Raw genomic sequence first — 16,691 nt, 5'->3', positions numbered from 1 at the left:
AAACGTGTCTTTCAGCAAAACAACAGCCATCGCGGCGCTTATGACAGCGGCAGCGGCCCTTCCGGCGGCGGCGCAGGATCTTTGCGGTGGTGCAGCTGCAAACGGAACCTGGATTGGTGGATCCGACGAAACCTCTGACATCGCGTCGGGGTTCGGTCCGTTCGACATGACCGCTCAAGTGCCCGCCGGTGGCGAGCATGTGGCCATCTTCAACGTCAGCACAGCCAGCGATGTGCGCGTCGAAGCCGCACCGGTCGCTGATGGCGACACTGTCATCGATCTGCTCGACGCATCCGGCGTTGTGATCCTTTCGGACGATGATGGGGGCGGGTTCCTCGCTTCCCGTGGCGAGATCAGCCTCGATCCCGGCACGTATTGCCTTGCAACACGGAGCTATGACGATGCTGCACTGACTGCCGACGTTCGGGTCGGGCTGACGGTCCATGATCCGATCACATCGGGTGGTTTCAACGATTATGATGCTGTTTGTCTGCCAGAGACCGAGGCGGTCAGCTTCGGTGGCACGAATCTCAACGAGGGCCTCGAAGCAGGTGTTGCGGCCACAGCCAGCATCGGCGACACGCCGTTCTACCGTTTCAACTTGTCCGAGCCGACCTCGATCAGCTTCACGGCCGAAAACCAGAGCGCGGATCCGATCCTGCGGATCTTCGACAATACCGGCTACATGCTGGCTGAGAATGACGACTATGACGGGCTGAACTCGCGCCTCGACTTTGTGCAGCCGCTCGAAGCAGGCACATACTGCATCGGTCTGATCGCACTGTCTGACCCGGGCGCCCCGGTAACGGTCACCGCGAATGCGTTCAGTGAGCAGGACTATCTTGAGACGCTCTACAACAATGCTGAGACCAGCCCGCCGCTGGACGGCAGCTATCCGGTCACGGATCTGGGCCTGATTTCAACACGTGCGCGCGCCGATGTCCGTGTCGACGACGATCTGATCTGGCATCAGTTCCAGGTCGATCAGCCCGGCCTGATCCTGATTGAAGGGATCGGCACCGGCGGTGTAGATGCGATGCTGACACTGTTCGATGATTTCGGGCGCATGATCACCCAGAATGACGATTACGGGCAGTCCCTTGATGCCCAGATTGCAGCGCGTGTTCAGCCGGGGACCTATGTTCTCGCCGTTGGACGCCCTGCTGACTATTTCTATGGCGAACCGGGCATCACCCGTGTTGGCATCGAGATGTTCGTCAGCGCGCGGTAATGGATTGGTATCAAGTCGCGGTGGTCGACGCCGTCGCGCTGCTTGATCGCCTTGAACAGTTTGTGGAGCGGGGCGCCGAATACGGCGTCCCGCTCCACGCCTCTTTGGCGAAGGATATGTTCGGCTTCAGCGATCAGGTGCAGATCGCGGCGGGATTCACGCTGCGTGGAGCATTTCCGCTGTGCGGGCGCATCGTCCCGGAATTGGATGAGACCGCTGCACCCGCCGCCGCCATCGCAACTGCGCGAGACCATCTTCAAAGCCTTCATCCAGGTGATTTCTCAGAAGCCGCGACACGCGTGCTGGAGGATATGGCAGGCGATAGCCCCATTCGACTGCCAGCAGACCGATTCATGATCCGCTACATTCTGCCCAACCTCACCTTTCATATGACCTGTGCCTACGCGATCTTGCGTCATCACGGCGTCCCGGTGGGGAAGGAAGACTTTGACGGACTACACAGTTACGCCCCGGATTTCAGCTTCATCTGAGCACATCTGGAAAGAGGTGTGATGATTTGCTATGTCACCGGACAAGACGCCTCCCCCTCCACCGGGGAGGCGTGCTCGTTTTGGAGTGTATGATGACTGAGCCGACCGCCCCAATCACGCAAGATATGCTGACCATCCCGCGCAAGCTGGAACCAAACCTGCCGAATTTGGTGGGCATGACCCGTGCGCAACTGCGCGACGTCCTGATCGAGGCGGGCACCCCGGAAAAGCAGGCCAAGATGCGTGTAGGCCAGATCTGGAGCTGGATTTACAACAAGGGCGTCTACGACTTTTCGCAAATGACCAACCTTGCGAAGCCCTTCCGCGCGATGTTGGCGGAGCGGTTTCGGATTGCCCTGCCCGACATCGTGACCAAGCAGGTCTCAACTGATGGCACCCGCAAATACCTCCTGAAAATCGAAGGTGGGCACGAGGTCGAGGCTGTCTATATTCCGGAAACAGATCGCGGAACATTGTGCATTTCCTCGCAGGTGGGCTGCACGCTGACTTGCTCCTTCTGTCACACTGGAACGCAAAAGCTCGTGCGCAATCTGACCCCGGCCGAGATCATCGGACAGGTGTTGCTGGCGCGTGATGATCTAGGGGAATGGGAAAAGGGTCCCGACGATCCGAGGCTGCTGTCCAATATCGTTCTGATGGGAATGGGCGAACCGCTCTATAATTTCGAGGCGGTCCGTGATGCGATGAAGATTGCGATGGATCCTGAAGGGGTCGCCCTATCCCGGCGGCGGATCACGCTCTCAACATCGGGCGTGGTGCCGGAGATTGCACGAACCGGGGAGGAGATCGGCTGCATGCTCGCCATCTCTTTCCATGCAACCACCAATGACGTCCGCGATAAGCTGGTTCCGATCAACAAACGTTGGAATATTGATGAGCTCTTGCAGGCCTGCCGCGATTTTCCGCGCCTCAGCAATTCCGAACGGATCACGTTTGAATATGTGATGCTCAAGGATGTGAACGACAGCGACGAGGATGCGCGCAGGCTGGTGAAGCTGATCGAAGGCATCCCCGCGAAGATCAACCTGATCCCGTTCAATCCGTGGCCAGGCTCCCCCTATGAGCGGTCCACAAAGGCGCGCATCAAGGCATTTGGCGATATCGTCAATGCCGCCGGCTATGCGTCTCCGGTGCGCAGGCCGCGGGGCGAGGATATTATGGCGGCGTGTGGACAGTTGAAATCCGCGACCGAGCGGGCGCGAAAATCCCGCGCCCAGATCGCTGCAGAAGCAGGTCTCTGACGGGATGCCGGGCCGCGTTTTCCTGGAAAAGGATGGCGCGGCGCTTGCGCGATGCTTCGGGGTACCGGCGGCAGAAATCGCAACGGGCCCCGATCTTGCCCCGGCCCAAATGCTCGGGATTGTCTTGCCTGATCGTCTAGAGAGCGCGCGCTGGGGCATGATCCCCACGGGGGCGGTCAACGCCCGCGGACGCCCCATGCTGGAACCGTTGATCAACATCCGCTCTGAAACCTTGCATGAGAAAACCGCGTTTGAGCGCATTCAACAGAATCGCTGCATCCTGCCCTGTGACGGCTGGTACGAATGGACGGGCGAGAAACGGAAAAAGCAACGATGGCGCATTGGCGCAATCGATAAGCGGCTGCTGTGCTTTGCCGCAATATACGACATTTGGGACGCACCCGGCGGCCGGCAGGTGCTCAACTTCGCCACTTTGACCTGCGAGCCAAACCCGGATGTCCGCGATTATCATCACAGAATGCCGGTGATCCTGCGGGACCCCTCTGCGTGGCTCGCCGGTGATCCGGTCGAGCTGACCTCTGCCCCGGCGGGAACGCTTCAGGTCCAAGCTTCGGATCTGCCGTAAGGGCGGATGCCTCCGGCAGGGATATTTGTAGGAAGTGAAGCCGGGCCACCGCCCCGCGTCGCCCGAAGCCGGGTCGCGCAGGGCGGCTTTCACTTCCACGGTCATCGGCGTCCCCGCCTGTACCGTCGTTCGGTCGTGCCACGGCACCTCTTTCACTTTCGTTAAATATCCCCGCCGGAGGCGCAGCCTTGCAACGGGCGGTCAGCCTTCTTCGGCAATCAGCGACAGAAAGGCCGGGCCAAACCGTTCGGCCTTGGCGTCACCCATCCCCTTGATCGAGGCAAGGGCGCTGATGCTAGCCGGGCGGACCTCGGCGATCTTGGCCAAGGTAGTGGTTGTGACGCTCAGCGGCTTCTCGGTGCCATCCACGCCATAGGTGAGGGAGAGTTGGGCTGCCTGCAGGCGATCCAGCAACTCGCCCGCGCCCTTTGCCGCCGCTCTCATCCTTGCGGGATGCGCCTCTGGCTCGATCTCTCCGGTCAAAACTTCGAGGAACGTGCGGCCGAATTTCTCCAGCTTCTTCGCCCCGACGCCCGGAAGCGCAGCGAACTCATCCAGCGTCTTTGGCTTGGCCTCGACCATGGCGACAAGGGTACGGTCCGGGAAGATCACATAGGCCGGGGCCTTGGCTGCTTCAGCAAGTTCACGTCTCTTGGATTTGAGCGCCCAGAGCAGCGGCTCGTCGGCTTCCTGCACAATAGCCTCAACCCTTGGCCGTTTGCGGTCACGCCGCTGAAGACTGTCTTTGCGCAGTGTCAGCGACTGCTCGCCGCGCAAAACGGGCCGGGCCGCCTCGGTCAACCTAAGCGCGTTGTGTCGCGTGGGGTCGGGGCGCACGAGGTCGAGCGCCATCAGTTGCCGGAAGAGCGTTTGCCACTGTTTCCGGCTGAACTCCCGCCCGATCCCAAAGGTCGAGAGCCGCTCATGCCCACGGGCCAGTACCTTCTCCGTCTCCTCGCCCAGAAGAATGTCGGTCAGGTGGCCCGCGCCGAACCATTCCTCCGCCCGGAATACAGTCGACAGCGCCTTGCGCGCTACATCCGTTGCGTCGAAGGTCTCAGGCTTTTCGAGGCAAAGGTCGCAGTTGCCGCACGGCTCGGCCAGCGTTTCCCCAAAATAGGCCAGAAGCGTCTGGCGGCGGCAAACAGGGGCCTCGGCCAATGCCAGCAGAGTATTGAGGCGCGCATGGTCGGCCTGCTTGCGATCGGGCGCAGCCAGCCCTTCCTCGATCTGGGCCCGACGCAGGCGGATATCGTCGGGGCCGTAGAGGGTTAGCGTTTCCGCCGGATCGCCGTCCCGCCCGGCACGCCCAATCTCCTGATAGTAGCTCTCGATGCTTTTGGGCAGATCTGCATGGAGCACGTAGCGGATATCAGGCTTATCGACACCCATGCCGAAGGCGATGGTCGCAACCACCACCAGCCCATCCTCGGTCTGGAAACGTGCCTCGGCGTCGCGCCGGTCGTCGGGATCCATGCCAGCGTGATAGGAGATTGCGGCGATCCCCGCTTCGCGCAGCGCCTGCGCAAGAACTTCCGTCTTGTTGCGCGACGCGGCGTAGATGATCCCGGAACGTCCCTTGCGCGCCAAGGCGAAGTCCAGCAACTGCCGCCGTGGCTGGTTCTTGGGGAGGAAGGCGAGCGACAGGTTGGGGCGATCGAAACCTTGCAGGAACGTGCGCGGTGGCGCCCCGTCGAACAGCCGCTCCACAATCTCGGCCCGCGTCTCCGCATCCGCTGTAGCGGTGAAGGCGGTGGTCTGTACGCCGAGCGCGCGGCGCAATTCGCCGATCCGTAGGTAGTCGGGGCGGAAGTCATGGCCCCACTGGCTGACGCAATGCGCCTCGTCCACCGCGATCATCATGACGCCGGCCCGCCGCAGCAACCGCTCGGTCCCGCCAGAGGCGAGACGCTCTGGCGCGATATAGAGCAGGCGCAAGTCACCGCGATCTATGGCATCAAAGACCTCCTCGGTCTCCTCCTCGGTATTTGCCGAGGTCAGGTGCCCCGCGCAGACGCCTGCGGCCTTTAGCGCGCGTACCTGATCGCGCATCAGAGCGATCAGCGGGGAAATCACGACGGTGACACCATCACGGGCCAGTGCCGGCAGCTGATAGCACAGCGACTTGCCGCCCCCTGTTGGCATGATCGCCAACACATCTTCACCTGCGGCGACCGCCGTCACGATCTCCGCTTGACCGGGGCGAAAGCTGTCAAAGCCGAAAATGGAAGAAAGCAAGGGGGACAAATCACTCATGCGCATCGTCTAACGGCTTGGACGCGAAGGCACCAGCAGCAGCCCCTTTGCAAATGCGCTTTTGCGGCGTATCTGCAGCAGAAGACCTGACAGGAGGTGGCGCGATGGCTTGGTGGCTGGATCTTATCTTTGACGTGCTGGTTGCCAGCGTCATCGCGGTGGTTGCCGTCGTTGTGGCAGGGATCGCGCAACGGCAAGTCCGCAGGATCGGACGCAACTCAGAACGATTTGACGAGACCCTGTTCAACTTTCTGGGCACGGTGGCGCGATATACGATCCTCGTTTTCGCGGCGATCTTTATCCTTGCGCGCTTCGGCATCCAGACCGCGTCTTTGATTGCGGTCATCGGTGCCGCAGGTCTGGCCATTGGCCTTGCCCTACAGGGCACATTGTCGAGCCTGGCGTCCGGCTTGATGCTGCTGGGGTTCCGCCCGTTCAAGATTGGCGATTTCGTTGAGGTCGGCGGACGCTCTGGCACCGTCGTGGAAATTGGGCTGTTCGCGACAGAGCTGTCCACCCCCGACAATGTTCAGGTGTTCGTACCCAACGGAGATGTGTGGTCGGGTGCGATACTAAACTACAGCCATCATGAGACGCGGCGCGTCGATCTGCTGTTCGGTGTTTCCTATGGAACAGATCTTGCGCAGGCGGAGGCTGCGATCCGGGAAGTCATCGCCGATGACATGCGCGTCCATGATGATCGGCCGATCATGGTGCTGGTGACGGGCCTCGCCGACAGTGCTGTTGAGTTCACTGTGCGGGTTTGGGTTGCGCGGGCTGATTATTTCGAGGTGAAGGGAGACCTTCAGCGTCGGGTCAAAGAGCGCTTTGACAGCGTCGGCATTGATATTCCCTACCCGACCCAGACAGTACTCAAGGCTTAGGATCGGCTGAGAGGAGATCCGCAATTGGATCGTTAGGACCATATTTGAGAGGTAGGCTCACAAAAAGGCGTCTGACCGTTTCAATGTCATTTGCGGCAAGGGCCTGATCCAACTCGTTCAGCTTTGGCTCAAGCTCATCCCAACTCAGACAGGCATCTTGTGCGCGCATGATCCGTTCGTGGCGGGTTGGTTGGGGATCGTCGCCCAACAGGAGCTCTTCGTAGAGTTTCTCACCAGGGCGCAAGCCAGTCACCTGAATTTCAATGTCACCTTCGGGAAACTCATCCGACCTTATGGTAAGGCCCGAAAGCTCGATCATGCGCTCGGCCAGATCGAGGATCTTCACGGCTTCGCCCATATCCAGGACGAATACGTCGCCCCCCCGCGCCATTGCGCTGGATTGGACAACCAGTTGTGCAGCCTCTGGAATCGACATGAAAAAGCGCGTGATCTCAGGATGGGTCAGCGTTACAGGCCCCCCCTCTTCGATCTGTTTGCGAAAACGCGGCACGACTGAACCGGAAGATCCCAGCACGTTACCAAAACGCACCATGGAGAAACGGGTATTCTCAAACCGGGTCTCGAAGGCCTGCAGGACCAATTCGGCCAAGCGTTTGCTGGCCCCCATGAAATTCGTGGGGCGCACAGCTTTGTCCGTTGAGACAAGCACAAATTGCGAGACATTTGCGGCAGCCGCAGCCTCTGCCGCAACACACGTGCCCCAAACGTTGTTTCGAATTCCGGCTGCAACGTTTTGCTCGACCAACGGTACGTGTTTGTAGGCGGCAGCGTGAAAGACCGTGTCCACGCTTCGTTGGGCGAAGACCTGCGACAAAAATTGGCCATCAGTTACGGAGCCAAGAAGCGGTATAAGGGAAATCCCGGTGCGTGTGGCGTGTGCCTCAAGCTCCTGATGGATTGCATAGAGACTGTATTCACTCTGCTCGATCAGGATCAGCTGTGCTGGTTCAAGGGTACAAATCTGCCGGCACAACTCGGCCCCGATCGAACCACCGGCACCCGTGATCGCGACAGATTTTCCCTTGATGGTTTGCTGCATCAGAGAGACATCGGGGGCGACCGGGTCCCGCCCTAGCAGATCGTCAATCGAAAGCGGGCGCACGTCAGAGAGTGTGACCTTCCCACTCGCCATAGCGGCCATGTCAGGCAATGTTTGCACGCTAACCTGAGCATCGCGAAGCCTGTCGACAACAGCGCGCATCTGCGCCCGTGTCGCGTCAGGAAGCGCGAGCACGACGTGCGCGATGTCGAGAGACTTAACAAGATCAGGCAAGTCTTCCGCAGAATAGATGGGACGTCTGTCGATCGTACTGCCCGTAAGCCGGGGATCGTCGTCGACGAAACCAACGACCTTCACGTCACCCCCCATAGCCAGCGCCGCAGAAAGCTGTCGCCCGGTCTGACCGGCACCATAAATCAGGATTCTTACACGAACACCTTTTGAAGCTTCGGCATTGGCGTAAGAGTTGAGAAGCAGGCGCGCCAAGGTCCTCGACCCAACGACGAGGATCATCACCAAGATGGGCTGTATTATGCCAATCGTTCGCGGGACGCCGGTCACAGAGATGACCGTGAATATCGTTGCGAACAACACGCCGTATAGCGCAGTTGCCATCACAATAATCAAAATCGAATTTATCCCAGAATAACGGTAAATCGCACGATACAAACCCATGCGCACAAAAATTGGGATGGCGATCACGAGAGAGGCGAATACCGGTATCAGATAGGGTCCGCTGAGTGTCACCAGTTCGCCAAGGCGCAGATAAAGTGCGAACCACACCGAAAAGATGCAAATCAACGCATCGAGCGAAAGCACAATCGCGCGCTTCGCATTTCTGGGCAGTTGCAATAGCGGAAGGGCGAAGTCGTATGCCGACATGCGTTCTCTAATATCCTCAGCTGGCCCACGACATGAAGAATTGACCGAGACAAGTGGGGCTGCTTGTTTGCCCAGAGCTATCACGCTGTTTGACAGGAGGGAACGCAGATGGTGGTGAAAGCCTGTCTTTTCGATATTTTCGGGACGATTTGCGACTGGCGAAGTGGAGTTTCCGCAGTCGCCCAGCAGGTTTTCGCCGCTCGCGGCCTTCAAGTTGATGCGAAAGCGTTCGCTCTAGCATGGCGAGCGCAGTATCAGCCGGGCATGGAACGCGTGCGTGCTGGTCGCCGCCCCTATGTTGCACTCGAAGAGCTACATTTGGAGAATTTGCGCCGGGTTCTCGCCGAGCAAAATTTGGACCTTCCAGATGAGGATCAGGTCCGGCTCAACAATGCCTGGTCCAATTTGCCATGCTGGCAGGGGGCTCCTGCAGCACTGGCGGAGTTGCGCAAAACACACCTGATTGCGCCATGTTCGAACGGATCAATCGCGATGATACTGGGCATTGCACGGCGCAATGGCATGCATTGGGATTTCATTGGCGGTGCACCGCTGGCGCGGGCCTACAAGCCGCTACCGACCGTCTACACGCAAAGTGTTGCAGCTTTCGGTCTGGCTCCTGAAGAGGTGATGATGATCGCGGCGCATAATGATGATTTATGCGCAGCTCGGGCAGCGGGCCTGCGAACGGGCTTTTTCCCACGCCCAACCGAATATGGCTCGGGGCAAGACACCGATTTGGCGGCTGAAGATGCTTGGGACATCGTTGCGACGGACCTAAGCGATCTTGTTGATCAGCTTACCGGCTAAAGGCGGCAACCAGTTCGACATGAGCCGCCCAGCGGAACTGGTCGATCACAAGCACTCGATCCAAACTATATCCGGCGTTGACCAAAACGGCCGCATCGCGCGCGAAGGTTACGGGATTGCATGAGACCGCCGCGACCTTGGGGATTCCACTCTCGGCCAAGGCCTCCGTCTGTGCGAGCGCGCCGGCACGCGGTGGGTCAATGACTGCAGCGTCGAACGACCTGAGATTCGCCCCCGGAACCGGGTTGCGAAACAGGTCACGCGTTTTGGTGACAATCTTGCGCAGGCCCGGTGTCCCTCTCCACCCGGCATCGAGCGCTGCCAGCATTGGCGCTTCACTCTCAAGCGCCAAAACATCCGCACCAACTGCAAGCGGAAGGGTGAACGTGCCACACCCCGCAAACAAATCGACAACTCGGTTCGCATCGCCAATCACATCCGAAACGGCAGCAATCAGCGCAGCTTGGCCATGCTCCGTGGCCTGCAGAAACGCACCCGCTGGCGGGACCACGCGTGCGGGCCCGAATGTCTGTGTCGGCGACCTGAATGTCGCGAGGGTTTCGTCAGACCAGCTCAACCGCGCCACATCGTGATCCGAGGCAATTGCCAACAGAGTCTGGACAAGCTCAGGATCGGTGGGTTTCCCGCCTTCCACAGCAATATCTGGACCGGCCTCACTCGCCGTGACCGTCAGACGCAAAGTGGCTTTGCGGCTGGCACCCGCATGCACAAGGGCCTCCAATGCTGGGAGGGTCGCCAGAACTGCTGGCGCGACTGTGCGGCATCCGGTCACTGGCACAATCCTGTCGGAAGCACGCTCGTGAAAGCCAATGGAAACCGTTTTTTTGGTGCGACGTCCCGCGAAGGTCGCACGACGTCGGCTGGCTTCGGGTGAAGTCGCAATGCCGGCAATAGGCGCAGGCAAACCTTGCGCCTCCAATGCTGTGCGCACGATCCCGACCTTCCAATCGGCAACGAAATCGTCGGACGCATGTTGGACAACGCAGCCGCCACAACTCCCGAATTGCGGGCATGGCGGGGTCACCCGCGCAACGCTTGGGTCCAGCACCCTAAGCGGATCGGCCAGAACCCGCTCTCCCGGTAACGTGAAAGGGACAAAGTGTTCCGTCCCGATTGCATCGCGACCGATGCCGTCGCCACGGTGCCCCAATTTGCTGATCGTCAGTTCTGTCATGACCCCGCGCATACCCTGCCCTTTGCATGCGCGCACTAAGAATCCTTGCCCGATGCGACAGGTCGCGCTATCGAAAAGACATTCCCAGCCGGGAGAAGCGGTCCGCCGCTGCCGAAGGAGCAACCGCCCCGGAAACTCTCAGGCCTCAGGACCGGCACGGGGAACACAGACTCTGGAGAGTGATGCGAGCGCATCCGCCGACGGGATAACGATCTCAGGCCAAAGGACAGAGGGGGCATTTGAAGCTGCGCGATGATCGCGCGGTCAGATGCTGCGGGGCTAAGACTTTATGCCGTACCCTTCTTCAGATGTGGCCGATTTGGCTGCTCCATTTGCGCAGATACGGCCAAGTTGCGCCGCTCGCCTTCGTCTTCGGCAGGATATTTTTCCGGACGTGACGGGAGGGTGGCATGACTGACCTTAAGCGAACGCCTCTGTTCGATCTGCACGTCAAGCTTGGCGGCAAGATGGTGCCCTTTGCAGGGTGGGAAATGCCGGTCCAATATCCAGTGGGAGTGATGAAGGAGCACCTTCACACCCGAGCGTTAGCCGGGCTTTTCGATGTCAGCCATATGGCGCAGCTGCGCCTGAAGGCGGCGGATCGGGTGACGGCACTCGAATCGTTGATGCCCGTCAACGTCGCCGAGCTGAAACCCGGCCGGCAACGCTATGGTCTGCTGACTGCCGCCAATGGTGGGATCCTCGACGATCTGATGTTCGCGAATATGGGCGACTGGCACTATGTCGTCGTCAACGCGGCGCGGGCTGATCACGACATTCCCCATATTTCCGCCGCTACGGAGGTTGAGGTGCTCGACCGCGCGCTGCTTGCGCTGCAAGGTCCCGCAGCTGAGGCAGCGCTGGCCACACTGAACGGCGAAGTGCGGGATATGAAATTCATGGACGCACGCACTATGCCGCTGATTGACGGGCCATGTATCGTGACGCGCTCTGGCTATACCGGTGAGGACGGCTTCGAGATTTCCGTACCCAAGGAGGAGGCCGTCGCGCTTGCCGAAGCTTTATTGGAACAGGATGGTGTGGAGCCAATCGGGCTGGGCGCGCGTGACAGCCTGCGGCTGGAAGCTGGGCTGTGTCTCTACGGGAACGACATCGATACGGAAACCACACCGGTTGAGGCTGATCTTATCTGGGCCATGCAAAAGCGCCGACGTGAGAATGGCGGATTCCCGGGCGCTGATGTGATCCAAGGCCAACTGTCCGACGGACCCACGCGCAAACGGGTTGGGTTGCGCCCTGAAGGGCGCGCGCCCGTACGCCAGGGCGTCACACTGCATGCCGAGATTGAGGGCCCGCAGATCGGCGTCGTTACCTCTGGCGGGTTTGGTCCCAGTGTCGGCGGCCCTGTCGCAATGGGCTATCTTCCGACGGAGCTCAGCACCCCAGGCACCACCGTTTTCGCCGCACTTCGCGGCAAGTTTATCCCCCTCGCGGTGGCGGAAACGCCATTCGTCCAACAGACCTACAAGAGGTAAATCAGATGTCCGTCAAATATACCGAAGAGCATGAATGGCTGCGCGTCGATGGTGACGAGGTCATTGTTGGCATCACGGAGCATGCGCAAAGCCAGCTTGGCGATCTCGTTTTCGTCGAACTGCCCGAAGCGGGCACTGATGTTGAAAAAGGCGATGAGGTCGTCGTGATCGAAAGCGTCAAGGCGGCCTCTGACATTGAAGCGCCGCTCGACGGAACAATCACCGCAATCAACGAGGCGATCGTGGAAGATCCGACGCTGGTCAACAGCGCTCCTCTTGGCGACGGCTGGTTCTTTCGGATGAAGTTGGCCGACATGTCCGAACTGGACGGCCTGATGGATGAGGCAGCCTACAAGGAACTGGTCGGCTAGTTGAGATGTCCCGGACTTGTCCCGGGACCGTGCTGAACATGGCCGCCCCGGATCCGGTCCGGGGCGTCACCCGCAGGATATGACCTCGGATCAGCTCCGGGGGAGGACACATCACAGGAGCACGCTCATGCCCTACACGCCCGTTGATTACGCCCCTTATGATTTCGCCAATCGCCGCCATATCGGCCCCTCGCCTGAGGAAATGCAGGCGATGCTCGACACGCTGGGCGTCGAAAGCCTAGACGCTTTGATCGACGCCACAGTGCCTGAAACCATCAGACAGAAAGAACCGCTGTCTTTTGGAAAAGCGATGAGCGAGCAAAAAGTCCTACGCCGCCTGCGTGAGGTCGCGGACAAAAACATGGTGATGCGCTCTTTGATCGGGCAGGGCTATCACGGGACGATCACGCCTCCGGTTATCGCGCGCAATATCTTCGAGAATCCCGCTTGGTACACTGCCTATACCCCCTATCAGCCCGAAATCAGCCAGGGCCGGTTAGAGGCATTGCTGAACTATCAGACGATGATCGCGGACCTGACAGGGTTGGAGATTGCGAACGCGTCCCTTCTGGACGAGGCAACGGCGGCAGCAGAGGCTATGGCGCTCGCCCAGCGCGCGGGGAAATCGAAAGCGACGGCATTTTTCGTGGATCAGGATTGTCATCCGCAGACCATCGATGTGATCCGCACGCGGGCCGAGCCGTTGGGCTGGGACGTGATCGTCGGCGATCCGTTTGCCGATCTGGACCCGAGCGCGGTATTCGGCGCGATCTTCCAGTATCCTGGCACCTATGGGCACTGCCACGATTTCACGGATGTCATCGCCTCCCTGCATGACGCGAAGGCGCTTGCCGTAGTCGCCGCAGATCCGCTTGCACTTTGCCTGCTGAAATCGCCCGGTGAGATGGGCGCGGACATAGCCATTGGCAACACGCAGCGCTTCGGCGTGCCGCTGGGTGCCGGTGGTCCGCATGCGGCCTATATGGCGTGTCGCGATGCCTATAAGCGCTCCATGCCCGGGCGTATCGTCGGCGTCAGCATCGACGCGCGGGGCAACCGTGCTTACCGCCTTAGCCTTCAAACGCGCGAGCAACATATCCGGCGGGAGAAGGCGACCTCGAACGTCTGTACGGCGCAGGCGCTGCTGGCTGTGATGGCGTCGATGTATGCCGTGTTCCACGGACCGAAGGGCCTGCGCGCGATTGCTGAACAGGTGCACCAGAAGGCCGTCCGCGTGAAGCGGGCGCTGGCTGAAGCAGGCTACACCATCGTCAACGACACCTATTTCGACACGATTACGGTCGAGGTCGGCGCGCCGCGCGATGCGATCCTGCACGCCGCAGAGGAAGCCGGCATCAACCTGCGCCGCGTCGGCAATACCCGCATCGGCATCGCGCTTGATGAAGCAACCTGGAATGCGGAGATCACCACGCTGCTCAAGGTCATGGGCGGGGTCGATAGCGGCCCCCTGCCCGGCTACGAGCTGCCCGAAGGTCTGATCCGACAGAGCGCGTATCTCACCCATCCCACCTTCCATCACAACCGGTCCGAGGCAGAGATGACGCGTTACATGCGTCGTCTTGCGGATCGAGATCTGGCACTTGATCGGGCAATGATCCCGCTCGGCTCCTGCACCATGAAGCTGAACGCAACGGCAGAGATGATGGCCGTCAGCTGGCCGGAGTTCGCAGACATCCACCCCTTTGCCCCCGCGCATCAACGTGCCGGTTATGCCGAGATGGTGGAGGACCTGTCCGACAAGCTCTGCCAGATTACTGGCTATGACGCGATCTCGATGCAGCCGAACTCTGGCGCGCAGGGCGAGTATGCCGGTCTGCTGACGATCCGCGCCTATCACGCGGCCAATGGCGGGGCGGAGCGAAATATCTGCCTGATCCCGGTCAACGCACATGGCACCAACCCCGCATCGGCCCAGATGGTCGGCTACAAGGTCGTTGTGGTGAAATGCACCGAACGGGGTGATATCGACGTGGAGGATTTCCGCGCGAAAGCCGAGGCGGCGGGCGACAAGCTGGCAGCCTGCATGATCACCTATCCCTCGACCCACGGCGTGTTTGAGGAAACTGTGACGGAGGTTTGCGAGATCACTCACGCGCATGGTGGGCAGGTCTATCTCGACGGGGCGAACCTCAATGCGATGGTCGGCCTCAGTCAGCCGGGCAAAATTGGCGCTGACGTGAGCCACCTCAACCTGCACAAGACCTTCTGCATCCCGCATGGCGGTGGCGGCCCCGGCATGGGACCGATTGGCGTGGGGGCGCATCTGGCACCCTACCTCCCCGGTCATGTGAACGAGGGCGGCGCTGGCGCGGTGAGTGCTGCGACCTTCGGCTCCCCGTCGCTGCTGCCAATCAGCTGGGCCTATTGCCTGATGATGGGCGGTGAGGGCCTGACGCAGGCCACCAAGATCGCAATCCTGAACGCCAACTACATCGCGAAGCGGCTCGAAGGGGCCTATGACGTGCTTTATCGCGGTACGTCAGGCAATGTGGCGCATGAATGCATCATCGACACGCGCCCCCTCAAAGATGCAGCGGGCGTCACGGTCGATGATGTGGCGAAGCGCTTGATCGACAGCGGGTTCCACGCCCCAACGATGAGCTGGCCTGTCGCGGGCACCCTGATGATCGAGCCAACAGAGAGTGAGCCGAAGGCGGAATTGGACCGCTTCTGCGAAGCGATGCTCTCGATCCGTGAGGAGGCACGCTTGATCGAAAACGGCACCTTGGATCGTGACAACAACCCGCTGTCGAATGCTCCGCACACGATGGAGGATCTCGTTGGCAATTGGGACCGGCCCTATACGCGAGAACAGGCTTGCTTCCCGGCGGGTGCGTTCCGCGTCGATAAGTATTGGGCGCCCGTAAACCGGGTCGACAATGCTTACGGTGACCGAAACCTGGTCTGTTCATGCCCGCCGCTGGAAGAATATCTCGACGCGGCAGAGTGAAGCGGGAACGCTTCCGCGCCCAACATCGTTGATCCCACGAAACACCGGGTGGCTCGTTTTGGGCCACCCGATTTTGATTGGGAGATTTGAGTATGAAAGATACAGCACACGATCTGAACGCCACCCAGAAAACGGAAGTTGTCGAGGGGCTTCATCAAGCCCTGGCGGACCTGTCCGTCACGACCAAGAAGGCGCAGTTCTTTCACTGGAACGTCACCGGGATGAGCTTTGGCTCGCTCCACGCGCTGTTTGAGGAGATCTACAACGATCATTTCGCGGCGCAGGACGAGGTAGCGGAGCGGATCCGCGCGTTGGGCGCGTTTACCGAGGGCAGCTATGCCGAGGCGCTCGACCGCACGACGGTCAGCGAGGCGAAGACAGTCGTCTCTGCCGAGCAAATGGTCGAGGACATGGCGGTGTCGCAGGAAACGATCTCCGCTGCTCTGAAAGAGCTGGCAGAGGCCGCGACCAGCAACGGCGATCCATTGACTGAAGACCTGGCGATCGGCCGTGCGCAAGTCCACGAAAAGTTCGCGTGGATCCTGCGCGCCCATCTTGGATAATTGCACGAAGAGCGGGGCCTACAATCGGGGCCCCGCTTTTTTCTGTCGAACGACTGGTTCTAGCGGTCAATCATGACCGGAATGACCATGGCCGTGACCGGCATGATTATCAGAGTCTTCGTCGTGACCCATGCTGTCATGGCTCATCTCGCCATGCGCCATCGATCCGTCTGAGTGTTCCGGCTGATAATTGAAAGCCTCGACTTTGAAGGTAATTGGTAGCTCGCCGGCATTTTCGAAAATCAGTGTGGCGTCGTAGGTCTCCCCCTCAGCCAATGCGTTGTCCAAGCCCATGAACATCACGTGATAGCTGCCGCGCATCAGCTCAACGCTTTCTCCCGCTGGGATTTCGACACCGGCCTCGACCTCACGCATGCGCATGACGCCGTCATTGTCCTCCGTCAGGTGGACCTGGAAATCGCGGGCAAATGCGCCTTCCACGCCGATCAGGCGATCGGATTCGGTGCCATTGTTGGTGATGGTCATGAAACCACCGGCCATCTGCGCCTGGCTGGTCGTCGCGCGGGCATAGGGATGCTCGACGGTCAGATCACCCGTGGTGAAATCATGCGCAGCGGCGGGAAGGGCGAACAGGGCTGCAAACGCAGCGCTCAAGGCATAGCGGATCATTTTTTGCACTCTTTGAAACAGGGAATGTATCGCATGCGTTTT

General features: G+C 60.1%; 14 protein-coding genes and 1 riboswitch. Of the genes, 10 read left to right on the top strand and 4 right to left on the bottom strand.

Features of this window, described 5'->3' with window-relative positions; genetic code table 11:
• Positions 1 to 4: 4 nt before the first annotated feature.
• From POI8812_RS14750 to POI8812_RS14735, 4 genes are all read left to right on the top strand, one after another.
• Positions 5 to 1,231, top strand: coding sequence for an ABC transporter substrate-binding protein (locus tag POI8812_RS14750; RefSeq protein ID WP_108783378.1), 1,227 nt, complete (start codon positions 5 to 7; stop codon positions 1,229 to 1,231).
• Positions 1,231 to 1,722 carry a DUF1993 family protein gene (locus POI8812_RS14745; protein ID WP_108783377.1) on the top strand — a complete coding sequence of 164 codons (492 nt, stop codon included), beginning with the start codon at positions 1,231 to 1,233 and terminating at the stop codon, positions 1,720 to 1,722. The genes POI8812_RS14750 and POI8812_RS14745 overlap by 1 nt, the downstream gene beginning before the upstream one ends.
• 92 nt (positions 1,723 to 1,814) lie before the next feature.
• Positions 1,815 to 2,984, top strand: a complete 1,170-nt coding sequence (rlmN, locus tag POI8812_RS14740; protein ID WP_108783767.1) for a dual-specificity RNA methyltransferase RlmN — start codon at positions 1,815 to 1,817, stop codon at positions 2,982 to 2,984.
• 4 nt (positions 2,985 to 2,988) lie between these two features.
• Entirely contained in the window at positions 2,989 to 3,570 is a 582-nt protein-coding gene (locus tag POI8812_RS14735) for an SOS response-associated peptidase (protein ID WP_108783376.1), read from the top strand.
• 201 nt (positions 3,571 to 3,771) lie between these two features.
• Here POI8812_RS14735 and recQ read toward each other — a convergent pair whose 3' ends face one another.
• The gene (recQ, locus tag POI8812_RS14730) at positions 3,772 to 5,826 is read right to left on the bottom strand and encodes a DNA helicase RecQ (protein WP_108783375.1); all 2,055 of its coding nucleotides are present in this window, start codon (positions 5,824 to 5,826) and stop codon (positions 3,772 to 3,774) included.
• A 104-nt stretch (positions 5,827 to 5,930) separates the two neighbouring features.
• Here recQ and POI8812_RS14725 point away from each other — a divergent pair, with 104 nt between their 5' ends.
• Positions 5,931 to 6,710, top strand: coding sequence for a mechanosensitive ion channel family protein (locus tag POI8812_RS14725; RefSeq protein WP_108783766.1), 780 nt, complete (start codon positions 5,931 to 5,933; stop codon positions 6,708 to 6,710).
• Here the strand turns inward: POI8812_RS14725 and POI8812_RS14720 are convergent.
• Complete coding sequence (locus POI8812_RS14720) at positions 6,700 to 8,613, bottom strand: polysaccharide biosynthesis protein (RefSeq protein ID WP_108783374.1); 1,914 nt, start codon at positions 8,611 to 8,613, stop codon at positions 6,700 to 6,702. The genes POI8812_RS14725 and POI8812_RS14720 overlap by 11 nt on opposite strands.
• A 108-nt stretch (positions 8,614 to 8,721) precedes the next feature.
• Between POI8812_RS14720 and POI8812_RS14715 the strand changes: the two genes are divergently transcribed.
• A complete protein-coding gene (locus POI8812_RS14715) occupies positions 8,722 to 9,423 on the top strand; it encodes a haloacid dehalogenase type II (RefSeq protein ID WP_108783373.1) in 702 nt (233 codons plus the stop codon).
• On the opposite strand, the gene POI8812_RS14710 is transcribed toward POI8812_RS14715, so the two are convergent.
• Positions 9,413 to 10,618: a class I SAM-dependent RNA methyltransferase gene (locus POI8812_RS14710; protein WP_108783765.1), complete on the bottom strand. Its 1,206-nt coding sequence runs from the start codon at positions 10,616 to 10,618 to the stop codon at positions 9,413 to 9,415. The two genes, POI8812_RS14715 and POI8812_RS14710, sit on opposite strands and share 11 nt — an antisense overlap.
• A gap of 79 nt (positions 10,619 to 10,697) precedes the next feature.
• A riboswitch (glycine riboswitch) is annotated at positions 10,698 to 10,782 on the top strand.
• Between the two features lie 246 nt (positions 10,783 to 11,028).
• Here POI8812_RS14710 and gcvT point away from each other — a divergent pair.
• The 4 genes from gcvT to POI8812_RS14690 all read left to right on the top strand — a co-directional run bounded on the left by gcvT (position 11,029) and on the right by POI8812_RS14690 (position 16,019).
• Positions 11,029 to 12,114 (top strand): glycine cleavage system aminomethyltransferase GcvT, encoded by a 1,086-nt coding sequence (gene gcvT, locus POI8812_RS14705; RefSeq protein ID WP_108783372.1) that lies wholly within the window; start codon positions 11,029 to 11,031, stop codon positions 12,112 to 12,114.
• Between the two features lie 5 nt (positions 12,115 to 12,119).
• Positions 12,120 to 12,485, top strand: a complete 366-nt coding sequence (gene gcvH / locus POI8812_RS14700; RefSeq protein WP_108783371.1) for a glycine cleavage system protein GcvH — start codon at positions 12,120 to 12,122, stop codon at positions 12,483 to 12,485.
• Between the two features lie 127 nt (positions 12,486 to 12,612).
• On the top strand, positions 12,613 to 15,456 hold the full coding sequence (gene gcvP / locus POI8812_RS14695) for an aminomethyl-transferring glycine dehydrogenase (RefSeq protein WP_108783370.1): 2,844 nt from the start codon (positions 12,613 to 12,615) through the stop codon (positions 15,454 to 15,456).
• A 92-nt stretch (positions 15,457 to 15,548) separates the two neighbouring features.
• Positions 15,549 to 16,019 carry a Dps family protein gene (locus POI8812_RS14690; RefSeq protein ID WP_108783369.1) on the top strand — a complete coding sequence of 157 codons (471 nt, stop codon included), beginning with the start codon at positions 15,549 to 15,551 and terminating at the stop codon, positions 16,017 to 16,019.
• 66 nt (positions 16,020 to 16,085) lie between these two features.
• Here POI8812_RS14690 and POI8812_RS14685 read toward each other — a convergent pair whose 3' ends face one another.
• The gene (locus tag POI8812_RS14685; RefSeq protein WP_108783368.1) at positions 16,086 to 16,649 is read right to left on the bottom strand and encodes a copper chaperone PCu(A)C; all 564 of its coding nucleotides are present in this window, start codon (positions 16,647 to 16,649) and stop codon (positions 16,086 to 16,088) included.
• Between the last annotated feature and the right edge of the window lie 42 nt (positions 16,650 to 16,691).

The sequence above is a fragment of the Pontivivens insulae genome, assembly GCF_900302495.1.
Lineage (GTDB): Bacteria > Pseudomonadota > Alphaproteobacteria > Rhodobacterales > Rhodobacteraceae > Pontivivens > Pontivivens insulae.
The sequence above is the reverse complement of the archived record's forward strand: the minus strand, read 5'-3'. Positions and strand labels throughout refer to the sequence as shown.

Coding starts and splice junctions, on each gene's coding strand:
- POI8812_RS14745 (WP_108783377.1), top strand. CDS start 1,231: ATGGATTGGTATCAAGTCGCGGTGGTCGACGCCGTCGCGCTGCTTGAT.
- rlmN (WP_108783767.1), top strand. CDS start 1,815: ATGACTGAGCCGACCGCCCCAATCACGCAAGATATGCTGACCATCCCG.
- POI8812_RS14735 (WP_108783376.1), top strand. CDS start 2,989: ATGCCGGGCCGCGTTTTCCTGGAAAAGGATGGCGCGGCGCTTGCGCGA.
- recQ (WP_108783375.1), bottom strand. CDS start 5,826: ATGAGTGATTTGTCCCCCTTGCTTTCTTCCATTTTCGGCTTTGACAGC.
- POI8812_RS14725 (WP_108783766.1), top strand. CDS start 5,931: ATGGCTTGGTGGCTGGATCTTATCTTTGACGTGCTGGTTGCCAGCGTC.
- POI8812_RS14720 (WP_108783374.1), bottom strand. CDS start 8,613: ATGTCGGCATACGACTTCGCCCTTCCGCTATTGCAACTGCCCAGAAAT.
- POI8812_RS14715 (WP_108783373.1), top strand. CDS start 8,722: ATGGTGGTGAAAGCCTGTCTTTTCGATATTTTCGGGACGATTTGCGAC.
- POI8812_RS14710 (WP_108783765.1), bottom strand. CDS start 10,618: ATGACAGAACTGACGATCAGCAAATTGGGGCACCGTGGCGACGGCATC.
- gcvT (WP_108783372.1), top strand. CDS start 11,029: ATGACTGACCTTAAGCGAACGCCTCTGTTCGATCTGCACGTCAAGCTT.
- gcvH (WP_108783371.1), top strand. CDS start 12,120: ATGTCCGTCAAATATACCGAAGAGCATGAATGGCTGCGCGTCGATGGT.
- gcvP (WP_108783370.1), top strand. CDS start 12,613: ATGCCCTACACGCCCGTTGATTACGCCCCTTATGATTTCGCCAATCGC.
- POI8812_RS14690 (WP_108783369.1), top strand. CDS start 15,549: ATGAAAGATACAGCACACGATCTGAACGCCACCCAGAAAACGGAAGTT.
- POI8812_RS14685 (WP_108783368.1), bottom strand. CDS start 16,649: ATGATCCGCTATGCCTTGAGCGCTGCGTTTGCAGCCCTGTTCGCCCTT.